Origin of the sequence: Pseudomonas sp. lyk4-R2A-8 (assembly GCF_030209095.1) — a bacterium.
Taxonomy (GTDB): domain Bacteria; phylum Pseudomonadota; class Gammaproteobacteria; order Pseudomonadales; family Pseudomonadaceae; genus Aquipseudomonas; species Aquipseudomonas quebecensis.
The window spans coordinates 38,551-53,030 of sequence record NZ_JARVSS010000023.1; the positions used below are offsets into that span (position 1 = coordinate 38,551).

A 14,480-nucleotide genomic window follows, 5' to 3' on the forward strand; every position below is an offset into this window, starting at 1 on the left:
CATTACTTAAAACCGACATTGTCATGACCCGCATAAACCCCCTGCATGTGCTATTAGCCGCGTTCGCCGCTTTTTATTTATTACCCCTGGGCCTGCACGGTCTATGGACGCCGGATGAAACACGTTACGCCCAAGTCAGCCAGGAAATGCTGCTCAGCGGCAACTGGATCGCACCGCATTTCATGGGCATCCGCTATTTCGAAAAACCTGCCGGCGGCTATTGGCTGATCGCCCTGGGCCAGGCGTTGTTCGGCCAGAACCTGTTCGGTGTGCGCATTGCATCGGCGCTCGCCAGCGGCTTGAGTGTGCTGCTGGGCTACCTGATCGCCCGCCGCTTGTGGAACGACCCTCGCAAAAGCTTCGCCTGCGCCCTGCTCTACCTGAGCTTTGGCCTGGTGGCCGGCCAGGCCGGGTATGCCAATCTTGATCCGCTCTTCACCCTGTGGGTCAACCTCAGCCTGGTCGCGCTGTGGTTTGCGCTGGACAGTCAAACCCTGTCTCGCCGGATGAGCGCCTGGGCCACTGTGGGGTTCGCCTGCGCCATGGGTTTCATGACTAAAGGGTTTCTGGCCTGGGCGTTGCCGGTACTGATCGCCGTCCCCTACATGCTCTGGCAACGGCGCCTGGGGGAATTGCTGCGCTATGGGCCGCTGGCGGTGCTGGTGGCCGTGCTGGTGTGCTTGCCGTGGGTGTGGGCGATTCATCGGCAGGAACCGGACTTCTGGCGCTTCTTTTTCTGGAACGAGCATATCCGCCGGTTCAGCGCCGACGACGCGCAGCACGTACGCCCGTGGTGGTTCTTCCTGCCCATCATGGTGGTAGCGTGCCTGCCTTGGGCCGGGCTGCTGCCCAATACCCTGCGTAAGGCCTGGCAGGCAAGAACCCAGGCACCGGTGCGCTTCCTGGCTCTATGGCTGCTGTTGCCGCTGGGCTTATTCAGCCTGAGCAACGGCAAGCTGCCGACCTATATCATGCCCTGCCTGTTGCCCCTGGCTTTGCTCATGGGCCACACGCTGGTCGATCTGGTGAACCAAGGCAAAGGCCGCGCGATCGGCCTCAACGGCCTGCTCAACTTCGTCATCGGCATGGCCGCAATGATTGGTCTGATCTACCTGCAAATTGCGCGACCGCTTTATGGCAACAGTCATGCCGAGATGTTCAGCCTGTCGCTGACCTTCATCGTGCTGCTGGGGTGGATTCTGACCAACCTGCTGCAGGCCTTCCGCCCGCTCGCCCTGTGGGCCATGCCGACACTGGGCATCGGCCTGCTGGTGGTGCTGCTGCCGGCCGGTATGCCGGCGCTGATCACCGATAACGAAATGCCCGATCAGTTCGTGCTGGAACACCTGGACGAACTGCAGCAAACCAACGCCCTGCTGAGCAACCAACTGGAGAGCGCCAGCGCCCTGGCCTGGCGCCTGCAACGCACGCAAGTGACGCTGTACAACACCGAGGGTGAACTGCGCTATGGCCTGCAATACCCCGATGCAACGCAACGAAAAGTGAACCTGGCGCAGGTTCAGGACTGGCTCACGCAGGCTCGCCGCCACGGCCCGGTCGGCGTACTGCTGCGGGTCGGCAGCACCAGCGAAATGGCCGAGGCGGGCCAGCTGCCGCCTGGGGGTAAGCGCTATAACAAGGGCTATCTGGAACTGACCCTGTATCCGCAGGTGCCCTGATGCCGCGCTTTTTCAGGACCGACCGCGGCGCCCTGTGCCTATTGCTCTGCGTTTCGGCCCTGTTGCTGCTATGCGGGCTCGGCGCGCGTGACCTCTGGGGCCCGGAAACCCGCTGGGCCAACATTGCGCTGCAGATGCTGCAGAGCGGCGATTACTTCGACCCCTACCTCAAGGGTGCGCCCTACTACGACAAACCCCTGCCTTCGTATTGGCTGATCACCGGCATGGCGCATCTGATGGGCGGCCTGGGCCCGTGGTCGCTGCGCCTGCCATCGGTCATCGCCGCATGGCTGAGCGTGTGGCTGATCTACCTGCTCGGCGAGCGCCTGTTCCGTAAAGGCACCGGCCTGATCGCCGGGTGGATGCTTGCCACCACGTTTTACTTTCTGTTCTGGGCCCGCGTAGCCACCGCCGATGTGCTGACCCTGTGCGGCGTACTGGCCGCAGTGTGGTGGTACTGGCGCGGGCCGGAGGACACGCGGTTTGGGCGTTACACGGTGTTCTGCCTGCTGCTGGCGGCAACTTCGCTGTTCAAAGGCCTGATCGGCGTGGTGCTGCCGGGCCTGGTTTTGCTGCCGCATCTGCTCCGCGAACAGCGTTACAAGCGCCACCTCAACCCGCGCCTGTTCCTGGCTCTGCTGCTCGGCGCCGTGGTGTACGCCGTGCCGTTCGTGCTATCCCGCCTCTACGGCGCACCGACTTACGGCGAGAGCGGCCTGGCGCTGGTGTTCCGGGAAAACGTGGTGCGCTTTTTCGCCCCGTTCGACCATATGGAGCCGATCTACACCTACCTGATCTACCTGCCTGCCTACACCCTACCCTGGGCACCGTGCTGGCTGCTCGGCCTGTGGCTGGCGCTGCGGCACTGGCGCCGGACCCCGCCCAACGTGCGCTGGTTGGTGTGGGCCTTGGGCCTGCTGTTTGTGTTCTTTACCGCCAGCGGCAGCCGACGCAGTTACTACGTACTGCCGCTGGTGCCGTTCGCCCAGTTGCTGGCCGCCTGGTGGCTGAGCGAACGGCTGGCGACCCGGCCCGCCAGCGGTCCTCGCTGGCAGAAGGGTTTCGCCATCGCCGCCGTGGTCATGCTCGGTGTGCTCGGTGTGGCCTATCCCTGGAGCAACGGCCGTGGCGGCGTTACGCGCTTTGCCGAGGATGTACGGACCGAGGCGGTGAGAACCGCGCCGTGGGATCAATGGCAGATGGTCCTGGTGGAAGCCGACAACAAGGCGCCCCTGTACCTGCAAACCCCTGGCAGACCGTTTTACTACGTGAGCCAAGCCCAGGACTTCCCGCGCCTGGGTGACAGCGCCGCGTTCATGGCCTGGCTGGATACCACCAGCGGCCGGCACTTCGACCCGCAGCGCACGATTATTGTCACCGCCTTCTCCAAGGACGACCCGACGCCCTTGGCTTACCTCGCCGTGGACCATCAGGTGGTCACCACACAACCGGACAATGGCGAACGGCTGTTTCATGTACGCCAGGACGGCAGCCGGGCGTTCATTCCTCGTTTGCCCTGAGTTGAGCAGCTCGCGCACTCCCCCTCCCGGCCGCAACATCCAAACGGATGGATCGGGTATCCATGAAGCCTGACGGCTGAAACGATTAAATTCCTGTAGGAAATTGCCTACTCGATAAGTCGCACCACGTGCACAACGTGCGCAGTGATCTGACCATTTATCTATTATTTTCAAACAGTTAATCAATACATCCAGACTCGTTCGCTGATTCCTATCCGGAAAGGACCGTCAGAAACGTCCAATTAATGACGTGGTTTTTATGGCACGTTGTGTACCTCCTTTCAGCTGGATATTTAGGATCAGGTTTTTATGGGTCAACCAAATCTCCAACGTCTACCCCGCTCTCTACAGCGCAGAGCGGCGGCAAGGCCTCAGGGTGGCCATTAACGGTGCCCGATCTCGACACACAGCGGGCCGCGCCCCCGACCAGCCAACCTGAGAACACGCCGTTTTACGCAGAACTGGGCGAGGTCATTGCCCATAGCGGGCACGCCCGGTTCGCCGAGCACCTGCTGCATCTGGTGAACAAATGGGTGCCGATCCACTGCGTCGATCTCAGTGAATGCACCCTGGATGAACCGCACGAACGCGTCATCGATATCAAGCGGCTGGGCAGCGCCGGCCAGCATCCCGCACGCCCCTTACGCTTGCCTTCGGGCCCAGACCACCCGCTGTGGCGAGCCATGCTCGACATGCAGGACCCGCTGCTGATTCAAATGAACGCCAGGCTCAACAGCCCGCAACCCTGGGACAACCTGCACCAGTGCCACCTGGTGTCACGCCAGGGCGACAGGCGCTGGGTGATATCGTTCTCCCGCCCGTGCACCGAACGTGGGTTTTCCTTGAGCCAGTTGTCGTTTCTCAAGCGCCTGTCCGAGACCTTGCTGCCGTTGCTCGAACACCACGCCCACCTGCTGCGCCAGGCACCGTGCCCCCCGCCCGAACCGGGCCTCGCGCTGTCGCAGCCCTCGCACCTGCAGCAGGCGTTCTACCAGCGCCTGTCCCTGGACGACATCAGTCTGTCGGCGCGCGAGCAAGAGGTATGCCTGGGTTTGTTAACGGGCGGCACCGTGCCGCAGCTGGCGGAAAAACTCAGCGTGAAAAACAGCTCGATCGAAACCTACCTCAAACGCGCCGCCGCCAAACTGGGCGTGAGTGGCCGGCATGGTCTGGCCAAGTGGATGATCGGCACCGGTGAGTCTGGATACGGTACGGGGTAAGGCGTGGCGCGGCTTGCCGCAAGAGCGGTCATCCCATCGCCAGACTGAACGGCGAAAATTCCGCAAACCGCCAGCGTAATGCCAGCGCGGCAGGGCGACGTGCGACGTGTTCCACCGTCACCGTCCACACGCGCTGGGCTCCCTCAAACAGCGCCACCTGCGGGCCGTCGAGGATCAGCGCGGTGCGTCCGGCAAGCTGCAGCACATCCCCGGTGTCGAAATCGATAAACAACAGTCCTGCCAGCGGGTTGGCCGCCAGGTTGCCCAGGGTGTTGAAGAACAGGTTGCCGGCGTAATCGGGAATGGTCAGCACGTTGCCCTCGACGCGCACGAAACCGGTGTTGCCGCCCCGGTGGGAAACGTCCACCGCGCGCTCGCCGTCGGTGTCCACGTAGGTGGCGACGAAGAAGGTGTCGGCACTGCGAATCAGGTGCTGCGCGGCGGCGTCCAGGTGATCGCTGCGCTCAACCGCGTTGCCGGGTTTGCGCGCGACGCCTTCGACAGGGCGCAGTTGGATGTACTTGGGGCAATTGCCGAAGGTGTGCACCACATCGACCGAAAATCCGTCAGGGTCAAGGGCGCCGAGGCGCCCGTTCATGCGGTTGCGGCGACGGGTATTGAGGTCGATGCCGAGCACGCCGACCGAGGCACCCTGGTGCAACCCCGCGAGGGCAGGGTCGGTGGCCGACGGCAGGCTGTCGATCTGCAGGCGCTGCGGGTCGGGCGAGTGTACGAAGCCTGGCGCACCCTCCACGAGCGTTGCCCAAGGCGTGCCTTGCCCATCGACCACGCCGAGCACGAGGTATGGCAGCAGCGGGTAGAAATCCCGATGCTGCTCGGGCAAGTGGTCGCGAATGACCTTGGGCCCGATCACCGCCATGCGCTCGGCGACGCCGGCGCTCTGCTGCATCTGCCGTTCGCCGGCGTGCCAAGGGGATTGTTCGAGAGTGTTCATGGGTCACCTCCAGCAGGAATAGGTGAATGCTGCGCCCGGACACGCAACGAGGGAATCACCACCTGCGGCAATCCACTGTTACGCCAACTGAAATGCCGGATGCCCGCGCAACGCGCTCACACAGTGCTCGACAAAACTGCGCACGCGCATCGGCGCATGCCGGCCCTCGCGGTACACCACCTGCACCGGCAGCGGTGGCCCTTCGAAGTCCCGCAGCACCTGGCGCAGGGCTCCGCTGAGCACATGCTCATGCACCGGGTAACTGAGGCACTGCAGCAGCCCCGCGCCCTGCACGGCGGCGTTGATCGCGCCTTGCACCGTGGAGCACGTCAGGCGTGCGCGCGCCCTGAAGGGGTCCTGCGGGTCCGCACTGGCGATCAGGCGATGCTGCTTGAGTTCATCCGGGTGCCGGGGTTCGCCATGGACGGCCAGGTAATCGGGGCTGGCGCAGAGGATAGGCCGCACCTGCCCGAGCGGCCGCGCGATCAGCGACGAGTTGGGCAGCTCGCCCACCAGGATCGCCACATCCACGCCCTCTTCATGCAGGTTAGGGTGGGCGTCCTGATACCGCGCCAGCAGACGCACATCGGGGTAGCGCACCAAATAGCCGGCCAACACCGGCGCCATCGCATAACGACTGAACAACAGCGGCATGCACACCCGCAGGGTGCCCTGGACTTGTATCTGCAAGCCCTTGGCCGATGCTTCGGCGGCGTCGACGGCGGCCAGCAGCCGCACACAGTCGGCCAGGTAGGCGTCACCGGCGTTGGTCAGGCGGACGCCCTGCGTACTGCGCAGCAACAGGGCGACACCCAGGCGCGCCTCCAGGCGGGCCATCGCGCGCACCAGCGTCGGGCCGGAGACCCCAAGGGCGCGCGCCGCCGATGCCAGGCTCGGTTGCCCGGCCAGCGCGACGAACAGTTGCATATCGCGATAGCGCTCCATCAATGACGACGCCCGTGGGGCGGGTTCAACGCAGCATCCTGGCTCAGGCGCTGGCTGAGAAAGTCGACAAAACTGTTGATCCTGGCGGGCACGCGCCTACGGTTGTGGAACACCACTTGGATCGGCAGTGGCGGCGGCTCGAAGGCCTCGAGGACAATCTCCAGTTCGCCGGCCGCCACCCCCGCCGCGACCTGGTAGGACAACACTCGCGTCATCCCCCAGCCCAGGCGCGCCAGGTTGATCGCCGCGTTATTCGCCGAAACCACCAGCCGCGGCGTGATCGATACCGCCAGCGGCCGGCCGTTGTCGACGAATTGCCATTCACTGACCACCTGGCTGGCGGATGAGGTGGCGATCGTCGCCTCGCGCAACTGCGCGGGATGGTCGGGCCGGCCATGCTGATCCAGATACCCCGGCGCGGCGCATACCACGCGGCGCACCTCGCCAACCTTGATCGCCTGTTGCCCCGGCTCATGCAGGTGGCCGATACGCACGGCCACATCGACGCCTTCATCGGCCATGTTCACCACACGGTCGACCAGCAGCGCGTTGATCGTCACCTGGGGGAAGCGGTCGAGATATTCACCCAGCAGCGGTGCCACATACAGCTCGCCGAACAGCACCGGGGCGGTCAGCGTGAGGTGGCCCCAGGGGTTGGCATAACTGCCCGCCGCCGCTTCCTCGGCCTCGTCCAGCTCGGCGAGGATGCGCCGGCAATCTTCCAGATAACGCTGGCCGGCTTCAGTCAGATGCAAGCTGCGGGTGGTACGCGCCAGCAACTGCGTGCCGAGGCGTTGCTCCATGGCGGCGATGGCGCGGGTCACGCTCGGCGGCGACGTGTTCAAACGCCGCGCCGCAGCGGCAAAGCCCTGCTCCTCGGCGACCGCCAGAAACACCTGCATCTCGTGAAATCGGTCCATCGGTGCTCCTTAACTGGATTGCAGCCCGGCGGCCGTGCGGGGCATGCCCACAAAACCCGGCAGGGCTTCAATGCGCCCGAGCCAGGTGCGTACCTGAGGGTAGTCGGCCAGCGACACATTGCCTTCCGGCGCGTGGGCCACGTAGCTGTAAAAAGCGACGTCGGCGATGCTCGGTTGCTCACCGACCAAAAACGGCGTCTGGCTTAGTTGCTGCTCCAGCAGGTGCAGCAAGGCGTGGGCACGGCTGATGGCCAACGGCGCATCCACATCGGCGCCAAACACCACCGCCAAACGCGCGGTGGCAGGTCCGGCGTGCAGCGGTCCGGCGGCCGCCGACAGCCAGCGCTGAACCCGCGCCTGGCCGACCGGGTCGCTCGGCAGCCATTGGCCGTTGCCGTATTGGCTTGCCAGGTACACCAGAATTGCATTGGAGTCGGCAAGCACGGTGCCGCCATCATCGATCGCCGGCACCTGGCCGAAACTGTTGATATTGGCAAGGAACTCCTCGGTTTTATGAGCGCCTTGCTTGAGGTCCACCAGAATGAATTCACTGGGCAGCCCCAACAACGACAGCATCAACTCCACGCGATGGGAGTGACCGGACAACGGGAAACCATAGAGTTTGATCGCAGACTGAGACATGACAGGCTCCAAAAGTGGGGTAGGCAACGCTGACCATCTTCCAGCGCTGCCGCCGCCGGAGGAATCACCACGATTCACAATCGAGCATTTCACCCTGCGAAACAATCACACGCCTATGTGGTGAGGGTGTCAATCAGTTGAAGGGCGTTGGCTGCCCCACCGCCACAGGGGCGGCACCGAGATTTCAGGTAAAAAATTCAAACTATCGCGGCCCCCATGGCTCAGAACTTCACGTTCAACGTTTTTGCAGGAGGCGACATGCAATATCGACAACTGGGCCATTCGGGTCTGCTGGTGTCCGAAATCATCCTGGGCACCGTGCCGTTCGGCGGGCGCGCCGAGTTTGAAAAATGTGGCGCCGTCGACGTGCCCCAGGCCAGGCGTATGTTCGACATCGCATTCGACGCCGGGGTGAACATGGTCGACACCGCCGACCTCTACTCCCACGGCCTGGCCGAAGAAGTCGTGGGCAAAGCCCTGGGCGACAAGCGTCACGACATCCTGTTGGCCACCAAGGGGCGCAGCCCGGTGGACAACAACCCGAACAACTCCGGTTCCTCGCGCTATCACCTGATTCGCGCGTGCGAGGCCAGCCTGAAGCGCCTCGGCACCGACCATATCGACCTGTATCAATTGCACAACTGGGACGGCATGACGCCCATCGAGGAGACCCTCGAAGCCCTGCGGCTGTTGGTCGGCTCGGGCAAGATCCGCTACTTCGGCACCAGCAACTTCACGGCCTGGCAGATGATGAAAACCCTGGGCAAAGCCGAGTTGCACGGCATGCTCAAACCCATCACGCAACAGATCTACTACACCCCGGAATCCCGCGAGGCCGAATATGAGTTGCTGCCGCTGGCCCTCGATCAGCACGTAGGCACCCTGGTATGGGGACCGATGGGCGAAGGCCTGCTGACCGGTTCGACCCGCCGTGGGCACAAGCCGCCGGCCAACACCCGCCAAGGCAGCGATTGGCCGGAACCCTATGTGCACGATCAGGAACGCGCTCTGGACATCATCGATACCCTCGCCGCCGTGGGCGATGAGCACGGCGTTTCAGTGGCGCGTACGTGCCTGGCGTGGCTCAAGGATCGTCCGGGCATCACCTCGTTGATCGTCGGCGCGCGCACCGAGGAACACCTGCGCGACAACCTGGCGGCCACCGAGTTGAAACTCAGCGAGGAACAATCCTCCCGCATCGAAGCCGCCACGCGGCGCCAGCCGTTGTACCCGTACTGGCACCGTTTCACCGCCGGGATCGACCGCTTCGACCCGGCAGAGCAACCGTTCCTGGCCGAGCACCAGAAGACCCTGGACGCGCGCCAGGACAAGTAAGCCAGAGCGGCCCTGCGCGCCAGGGCCGCCTTGCAATCGCCAGGCACACTGCCTATATTTGCGCCCTGGCGCGATCCACGCCACCTTCCGCGGAAAGGGCTGCGCCCAGGACATCGCATCACCCACTCGATTTCTACGACTCCCCACCTGACAGCGGAAAAGGTAAGCGCAAGGAGCTCGTATGTCGCAACGTCCCGTTACCTCCACCACCGATGGCCGCCTCAACCTTGAGCAGCAGCGCAAGCGCGCCAAGGAACTGCTGACGCGCCTGAAAGCCCACGACGCTCACGCAACCTTGTCCCAGGCCCAATGGCAAATCGCCAAACAATTGGGTTTCAGCAGTTGGCCCAAACTCAAGGCCCATGTCGACGCCCTCGACTTCGCCGCGCGCCATCCCAACTTCCAAGCCAGCGACGAAGCCCGCACCACCCATTGGCGCTGCGGCAGTGACATCGCCCATACCTTGCAACTGGCCGGGTTCCAGGGCCAGTTCCGTATGCTCACCGATCCGCTGTGCATGGGCCCGGTACGCGACGTGCCCGCCGAGGAATTTCGTACCCTGCGCAGCGCCTTCATCAGCCAGACCTTTGCCATGGATCTGACCACCGTGGCGCAGCGGGTCGACAACGAATACCAGCACCTGCACGCCCTGGCCGACGATGCACCGAGCGTACTGTGGTGCGAAGCGGACGCCTACGATCAACTGTTCCTGATTCGCGCCCTGGCAGGCCTGGACCGAGCACCGCGCCACTTGGAATTGATCCAGGTCGATCGCATTCCCGGCGTCGAACGCTTTATCGGCATTGGCCAATTGGCCCCGGATGTGCTCGCCTGGCTCTGGCCACAGCGGCGCCGGATCAACGACGACGCGGTGCAACTGGCCAAGCAGGCCTGGTCGGCCTATTGCAATCCGTCACCGCTCCAGCTGGCGCAACTGGCACACACCTATCACCCCGCCCTGCCTTCGCTGGCCCCGGCACTGTTGCGTCAATTGCAGGAACTGCCGGGCGCCCAGGACGGCCTTTCGCTGACCGAGCGCCTGGCCCTGACCTGCCTCGCCGACACCGGGCCCATGGCCTTCGGGCAGGTATTCGCCGAGCTGATGGCCAAGCGCGAGCCGCTGCCGTTTCTGGGGGACATGATGTTCCACGCACTGTTACGGCCGCTCATCGATGGCAAGCAACCCTTGCTTACGGAAAGTGAAACGCAACTGGAATGGCCCCGTCGCGTACTCGACCTGACGCCCCTGGGCCGTCAGGTGCTCAGTGGTCAAGCGTATTGGCCCGAACATGCCTCTCACGCACGCTGGGTGGGCGGCACCTGCATCCGCCCCGGCGAGCCGCATTGGGCGATTGACCAGGCGCTGCGGCCGATGTGGAGGACGTCCTAAAACGAGGCGGCTGAAAAGGTGCGAGGACGCGGCGTACCCAACCACGTGGGGATTGATTTTCATCAACCCGCCCGTGCTTCGCCGCTATGAGAGCGACTTTAGGCCTTTACGTTCTGCCGGATATTCCAGCCGAACCTCACGGGCCCACCCTCCTTGGCACCATCGGCTTTCTGAGCTTGGTAGCTGACGTCAACGGTAGCGAAATTCAAGGCGATGCTGTCGAAGAGCACATCGTCCTGATTATTGGCACCGGTGCCGTAGGACACCACCATCACTTCCTTCAGGGTGATCACCAGATACTCCACTGGGCTGGAACCGCCCGCTTTGCGCACCACCAATCGTGCTTCGGGATAATGCTTGCCGCTGGCGCAGGCCATCATCAGGTTAGGGCTGGATTTATCCAGCGGCTTTTTCAGGTTCAGGTTGGCAATGTTGACCTTGCCCGTGCCCCCTCCGGTGCCTGAATGCATTGACCCGGTCTGCGACAGCCCCCACGCCCATTCGGTGATATCAATCTCGTCGCGATGGGCCTGGTCCCGTGATTCACCCTTGATATCGCCCAGTTTCAAAAACATATCGACTGCCATGTTGGTTCCTTGTCCTGTTGTTCGTCGGGAGTGACGTGGGGCGCACTGTTCCCGAATCGAGACGGCGCTCACAAGATGGTAAAGCTGGATCGGGAAGTGCCCGTCTTGAAAAGACGAAACGTCCGACATTAATTTGCGCTGCTGCGTCTTTACTCTCTCGACTCCCCAAAAACCCAGGAGTTAAGGAATGACAACCGCCCTGCTCAAGGATGGATTTCCCTCGGCCCACCACACTACCCGCCAACGTATTGAAAACAGCATCGACCTGCGTCGACTGTTCTTCGCCATCGACAGCGATCCGGCGCTGATTGGTGCGGGCGTGGTGTATATCGATGAGGGCTTCAACGTGGTCACGCTGCGTGAGTTCCAGGCGATTTGCAGTGTGCAGCCCATTAAGGTGGTGTTGCGTGAGGCGCCTCGCTATGTAGGGCCGGTGGAGTTCAAGCGGATGTTGGAGCATGAGCCGCGGGAATCGCGGTTGGTGAGTGAAGCGTTGAATACGGCGGTGACGTGTGCGGGGGCGATACTGAGTTGGGTGGTGGTCTGGAGCGGAGTTGCGTTTATGCCGTTCACTGCGGGGGCAAGTGTGGTGATTTCCTTCGTTGGCAAAGCAGCTGCTGTGGCCAGCTCTGCGCAATGTCTCATCGGATTAGGCAGAACCGGTGTTGAAGCATTCAGCCCGCAGACTATTGACCGTCTCGACAGCGAGGATTGGTATCAAGCCGCAGTCGCTGCACTGGACAGTATCGCATTGCTGGGAGTCGCTACATCTGCCTTAACGACAGTAAAAACTATCAATTTAAGTACGAAGGTAACGGGAAAACCCATTCAGCAAGTGTTGAGAGGGCTTACCCGGCAAGAAAGAGTAAAGCTCAATGATGCGCTGCTCAGAATCCAGGACCCGCGACTGACAACGAAACTGCTCAAACTAAAACAAGCCGCAGGCACCACCAGCAAACGCATCAGTGCAGCACAAATGAAACAAGCCACCATCAATCACATAAGAGATTCATTGGCTGCGACCTCAGGGTTCATGAGCAGCGCGATGTCAGGCAATGTTCGTACGCTCACTGTCGGTCTATATGAGGAGTTCGATCAATGAAAAAGCAAAGAGCGCTAAAGACCCTGGAGAAGTTGGGCCATGACACCAGCGTTAGCTTGCCTGACTGGAAAACGATGAGTGGAAAGGATCTTTTTTACTCTATTTTTTATATAGAAGACCCACGACCGTGGCGTAAACGTTACATGCCAGTCATCGGAGGATGGATGCTTGCCGGGTGTTTTAGCATTGCCCTGACTGGCGTCCTGATAATGGTTACCTATCTTTCAGAAGCCCCAGAAGCTTCTACGTTGCGTAATTGGTTTTTTGGCGGAGTAGCGATAAGCGCGGTGTTTTCCATTGCGCAAATTGAAGTGCTCTACGGCCGCATCCATTGGGTCTGGATAAACGTCGCGATATACCTCATCTGCCTGTTGGTAGCACTTCCCACCCTCGCCTACCGCCCCAACACTTACCTTTACGCCATCTGCCTGCTCTGCCCCTTGACCGGCCTGTTGATCCTCAACAGCAATCGCTGCCGCGAACTGCGCCACAAGATGGTAGACATCCGCCACAAGCGCGAAGACATCATCGCGACCCTGAAAAAACAAGGCCGCTGGAAATGGTGGTAATCCCACTCACAAACAAGGACAAGCCATGCAGAACATCAACACCCTCCTACGCCAATTCAGCGCAGAAGGCGCCACCCATCTCTACTCCAGCCCGCCCTCGGTGCTCACCCCCGCCGACCTGTATCGGGCCAAGGATGATGCCCGTTACCGCGAGCTGATTGCAGGCAGTAATATCTACCTCATCACCGCGCGGCGCCGGGTGCTGATCAACCCCTACGACGTTCAATTGCTCGACCGCACACTCCACGGCAGTTTCCTGGTGATGGACGAGCTGGGGGTGCAGTCCGTGCCTTTTCGCTATGACATCCCGCCGATCACACCGGACGATCACGATGCCATTGAACAAGTAACCGTTGCGCCAAACGGCACGCATTTGCAGATCATTACTGCCTCACGACAGGTCACCACCGCCGCGCATATCTTGGTCGCGAGCGCCAGCAGTGCGCTTGAAGCCGACCACCGGGATATGGACGTGCTGTACGTCGGCCAGGGTATCGGCCGAGTCAATTCGCGTAGCGCTGTCGACCGTTTGCTCAACCACACCACCTTGCAACGCATCTTGGCCGAGGCCTCGACCAACCACCCGGAGCTGGAGATTTCGCTGCTGCTGTATCGCTTCGAATACGGGCGGACAATGATCAGCAATGGCGGCGACCTCAACCTCGACCCACTTGCCAGCGAGCAGGAGGAGCACGCGCACTTCGAGCGGCTGCGCTCAGTGCGACTGAACCGCGATGAGGTGATCACCTTGGCGGAAGCGGCGCTGATCAACCATTTCAAACCGCACTACAACACCTTGCTCAAGTCCACGAACTTCGCTGCACATCACAAGATCAAACCGCTGAAAAAGCTACTGGCCAGGGGTATCACCGGTCTTACGGTGGAGATTTGCACGTCAAACATCAACGCACGCCTCAGCACCCGTGACGCGCTGCCGCTGGACCTGACCACGATGATGCCCACCCATGTTCTGGAGGGGCAGGCCTTCAGCGACGAGCAGCAAAAACAGGCCTGGTTCGAGGAGTTGCGGGTCATGGCGCACACCCAATACGCCAACTTCCCGCTGACCACGCCCGAGGAGCGCGATACCTTCATGCATGGCATGGTGTGGGTCGGGCAGACGCAGCGGGAACAGATGTGGCCGATGCACGGCGAGGTCAACAAGTAGAACGCGCAGAGTCCGGTGATCTGTTCCTTCATGAGCCAACATAAACCACCTGTGGCGAGCGGCATCATTGCTCTTCAGGCGGCGGGGTGGGTTTTATCCAACGCCTTGTCCACCAGCAGTTGCACACCTTCGAGCATTCGGCATAGGCCCAACGCTACATTGCGCTGAGCCCCGTCAATTTCGAAGGCGAGGTGGGCGGCGATTTCGTTGATGGAAGCCAAGTCCTGGGAGGCGTTGACCAGCAAGGTTTCCGTGTCCAGGTCAGCGCGCAGGGTGAAGAGCCCGTCGCTGGGTTCGGGTGTTGGTTTTTCAGGGTTCAGGTAATGGTTGATCGCACGGTAGGCCACGTCGTGCAGGGTGCTGGAGTCGAAGTCTTGAGGGCCTGGGGGGTTTGGACTGTCTTTAATCATGGTGGAACTCCTACGAGAATGGAGCCGTCACGATTCGC

At 61.9% G+C, this 14,480-nt stretch carries 14 protein-coding genes; 8 read left to right on the forward strand and 6 right to left on the reverse strand.

The annotated features are described in order from the left end of the window. Nucleotides 1-23: 23 nt before the first annotated feature. From arnT to QRN10_RS20935, 3 genes are all read left to right on the forward strand, one after another. Complete coding sequence (arnT, locus tag QRN10_RS20925) at nucleotides 24-1,679, forward strand: lipid IV(A) 4-amino-4-deoxy-L-arabinosyltransferase (protein WP_266246063.1); 1,656 nt, start codon at nucleotides 24-26, stop codon at nucleotides 1,677-1,679. Next, on the forward strand, nucleotides 1,679-3,199 hold the full coding sequence (locus tag QRN10_RS20930; RefSeq protein WP_285429040.1) for an ArnT family glycosyltransferase: 1,521 nt from the start codon (nucleotides 1,679-1,681) through the stop codon (nucleotides 3,197-3,199). The genes arnT and QRN10_RS20930 overlap by 1 nt, the downstream gene beginning before the upstream one ends. A 389-nt stretch (nucleotides 3,200-3,588) precedes the next feature. Continuing rightward, the gene (locus QRN10_RS20935) at nucleotides 3,589-4,419 is read left to right on the forward strand and encodes a helix-turn-helix transcriptional regulator (RefSeq protein ID WP_253508442.1); all 831 of its coding nucleotides are present in this window, start codon (nucleotides 3,589-3,591) and stop codon (nucleotides 4,417-4,419) included. Nucleotides 4,420-4,447: 28 nt separating this feature from the next. Here the strand turns inward: QRN10_RS20935 and QRN10_RS20940 are convergent, their stop codons facing one another. The 4 genes from QRN10_RS20940 to QRN10_RS20955 form a co-directional block, all read right to left on the reverse strand. Next, entirely contained in the window at nucleotides 4,448-5,374 is a 927-nt protein-coding gene (locus QRN10_RS20940; RefSeq protein ID WP_285429041.1) for a pyridoxamine 5'-phosphate oxidase family protein, read from the reverse strand. A 78-nt stretch (nucleotides 5,375-5,452) separates the two neighbouring features. After that, nucleotides 5,453-6,319: a LysR family transcriptional regulator gene (locus QRN10_RS20945; protein ID WP_253508446.1), complete on the reverse strand. Its 867-nt coding sequence runs from the start codon at nucleotides 6,317-6,319 to the stop codon at nucleotides 5,453-5,455. Beyond that, nucleotides 6,319-7,239 (reverse strand): LysR family transcriptional regulator, encoded by a 921-nt coding sequence (locus QRN10_RS20950; protein WP_285429042.1) that lies wholly within the window; start codon nucleotides 7,237-7,239, stop codon nucleotides 6,319-6,321. Before QRN10_RS20950 ends, QRN10_RS20945 begins: the two co-directional genes overlap by 1 nt. Before the next feature lie 9 nt (nucleotides 7,240-7,248). Further along, the gene (locus QRN10_RS20955; protein ID WP_285429043.1) at nucleotides 7,249-7,881 is read right to left on the reverse strand and encodes a glutathione S-transferase family protein; all 633 of its coding nucleotides are present in this window, start codon (nucleotides 7,879-7,881) and stop codon (nucleotides 7,249-7,251) included. Between the two features lie 258 nt (nucleotides 7,882-8,139). Here QRN10_RS20955 and QRN10_RS20960 point away from each other — a divergent pair, with 258 nt between their 5' ends. Both QRN10_RS20960 and QRN10_RS20965 read left to right on the forward strand, forming a co-directional pair. Then, nucleotides 8,140-9,216: an aldo/keto reductase gene (locus QRN10_RS20960; protein WP_285429044.1), complete on the forward strand. Its 1,077-nt coding sequence runs from the start codon at nucleotides 8,140-8,142 to the stop codon at nucleotides 9,214-9,216. A gap of 181 nt (nucleotides 9,217-9,397) precedes the next feature. Further along, nucleotides 9,398-10,606 carry a DUF1835 domain-containing protein gene (locus QRN10_RS20965; protein ID WP_285429045.1) on the forward strand — a complete coding sequence of 403 codons (1,209 nt, stop codon included), beginning with the start codon at nucleotides 9,398-9,400 and terminating at the stop codon, nucleotides 10,604-10,606. Between the two features lie 98 nt (nucleotides 10,607-10,704). On the opposite strand, the gene QRN10_RS20970 is transcribed toward QRN10_RS20965, so the two are convergent. Beyond that, entirely contained in the window at nucleotides 10,705-11,193 is a 489-nt protein-coding gene (locus QRN10_RS20970) for an Hcp family type VI secretion system effector (protein ID WP_181081288.1), read from the reverse strand. Nucleotides 11,194-11,380: 187 nt separating this feature from the next. Between QRN10_RS20970 and ssp4 the strand changes: the two genes are divergently transcribed. From ssp4 to QRN10_RS20985, 3 genes are read left to right on the forward strand one after another with little or no spacing between them, the layout of a single operon-like run. Next, nucleotides 11,381-12,295 (forward strand): Ssp4 family T6SS effector, encoded by a 915-nt coding sequence (gene ssp4 / locus QRN10_RS20975; protein WP_285429047.1) that lies wholly within the window; start codon nucleotides 11,381-11,383, stop codon nucleotides 12,293-12,295. Next, nucleotides 12,292-12,864, forward strand: coding sequence for a hypothetical protein (locus QRN10_RS20980; RefSeq protein ID WP_285429048.1), 573 nt, complete (start codon nucleotides 12,292-12,294; stop codon nucleotides 12,862-12,864). Before ssp4 ends, QRN10_RS20980 begins: the two co-directional genes overlap by 4 nt. Before the next feature lie 25 nt (nucleotides 12,865-12,889). Beyond that, nucleotides 12,890-14,032: a hypothetical protein gene (locus QRN10_RS20985; RefSeq protein ID WP_285429049.1), complete on the forward strand. Its 1,143-nt coding sequence runs from the start codon at nucleotides 12,890-12,892 to the stop codon at nucleotides 14,030-14,032. A 74-nt stretch (nucleotides 14,033-14,106) separates the two neighbouring features. Here the strand turns inward: QRN10_RS20985 and QRN10_RS20990 are convergent, their stop codons facing one another. Next, nucleotides 14,107-14,442: a DUF6124 family protein gene (locus QRN10_RS20990; protein ID WP_266246081.1), complete on the reverse strand. Its 336-nt coding sequence runs from the start codon at nucleotides 14,440-14,442 to the stop codon at nucleotides 14,107-14,109. Nucleotides 14,443-14,480 lie beyond the last annotated feature (38 nt).

What these genes read in the sequence shown, in the direction of transcription:
- QRN10_RS20965 (WP_285429045.1), top strand. Translation starts at nt 9,398, where the DNA reads ATGTCGCAACGTCCCGTTACCTCCACCACCGATGGCCGCCTCAACCTT.
- ssp4 (WP_285429047.1), top strand. Translation starts at nt 11,381, where the DNA reads ATGACAACCGCCCTGCTCAAGGATGGATTTCCCTCGGCCCACCACACT.
- QRN10_RS20950 (WP_285429042.1), bottom strand. Translation starts at nt 7,239, where the DNA reads ATGGACCGATTTCACGAGATGCAGGTGTTTCTGGCGGTCGCCGAGGAG.
- QRN10_RS20960 (WP_285429044.1), top strand. Translation starts at nt 8,140, where the DNA reads ATGCAATATCGACAACTGGGCCATTCGGGTCTGCTGGTGTCCGAAATC.
- QRN10_RS20940 (WP_285429041.1), bottom strand. Translation starts at nt 5,374, where the DNA reads ATGAACACTCTCGAACAATCCCCTTGGCACGCCGGCGAACGGCAGATG.
- QRN10_RS20955 (WP_285429043.1), bottom strand. Translation starts at nt 7,881, where the DNA reads ATGTCTCAGTCTGCGATCAAACTCTATGGTTTCCCGTTGTCCGGTCAC.
- QRN10_RS20970 (WP_181081288.1), bottom strand. Translation starts at nt 11,193, where the DNA reads ATGGCAGTCGATATGTTTTTGAAACTGGGCGATATCAAGGGTGAATCA.
- QRN10_RS20930 (WP_285429040.1), top strand. Translation starts at nt 1,679, where the DNA reads ATGCCGCGCTTTTTCAGGACCGACCGCGGCGCCCTGTGCCTATTGCTC.
- QRN10_RS20945 (WP_253508446.1), bottom strand. Translation starts at nt 6,319, where the DNA reads ATGGAGCGCTATCGCGATATGCAACTGTTCGTCGCGCTGGCCGGGCAA.
- arnT (WP_266246063.1), top strand. Translation starts at nt 24, where the DNA reads ATGACCCGCATAAACCCCCTGCATGTGCTATTAGCCGCGTTCGCCGCT.
- QRN10_RS20980 (WP_285429048.1), top strand. Translation starts at nt 12,292, where the DNA reads ATGAAAAAGCAAAGAGCGCTAAAGACCCTGGAGAAGTTGGGCCATGAC.
- QRN10_RS20990 (WP_266246081.1), bottom strand. Translation starts at nt 14,442, where the DNA reads ATGATTAAAGACAGTCCAAACCCCCCAGGCCCTCAAGACTTCGACTCC.
- QRN10_RS20985 (WP_285429049.1), top strand. Translation starts at nt 12,890, where the DNA reads ATGCAGAACATCAACACCCTCCTACGCCAATTCAGCGCAGAAGGCGCC.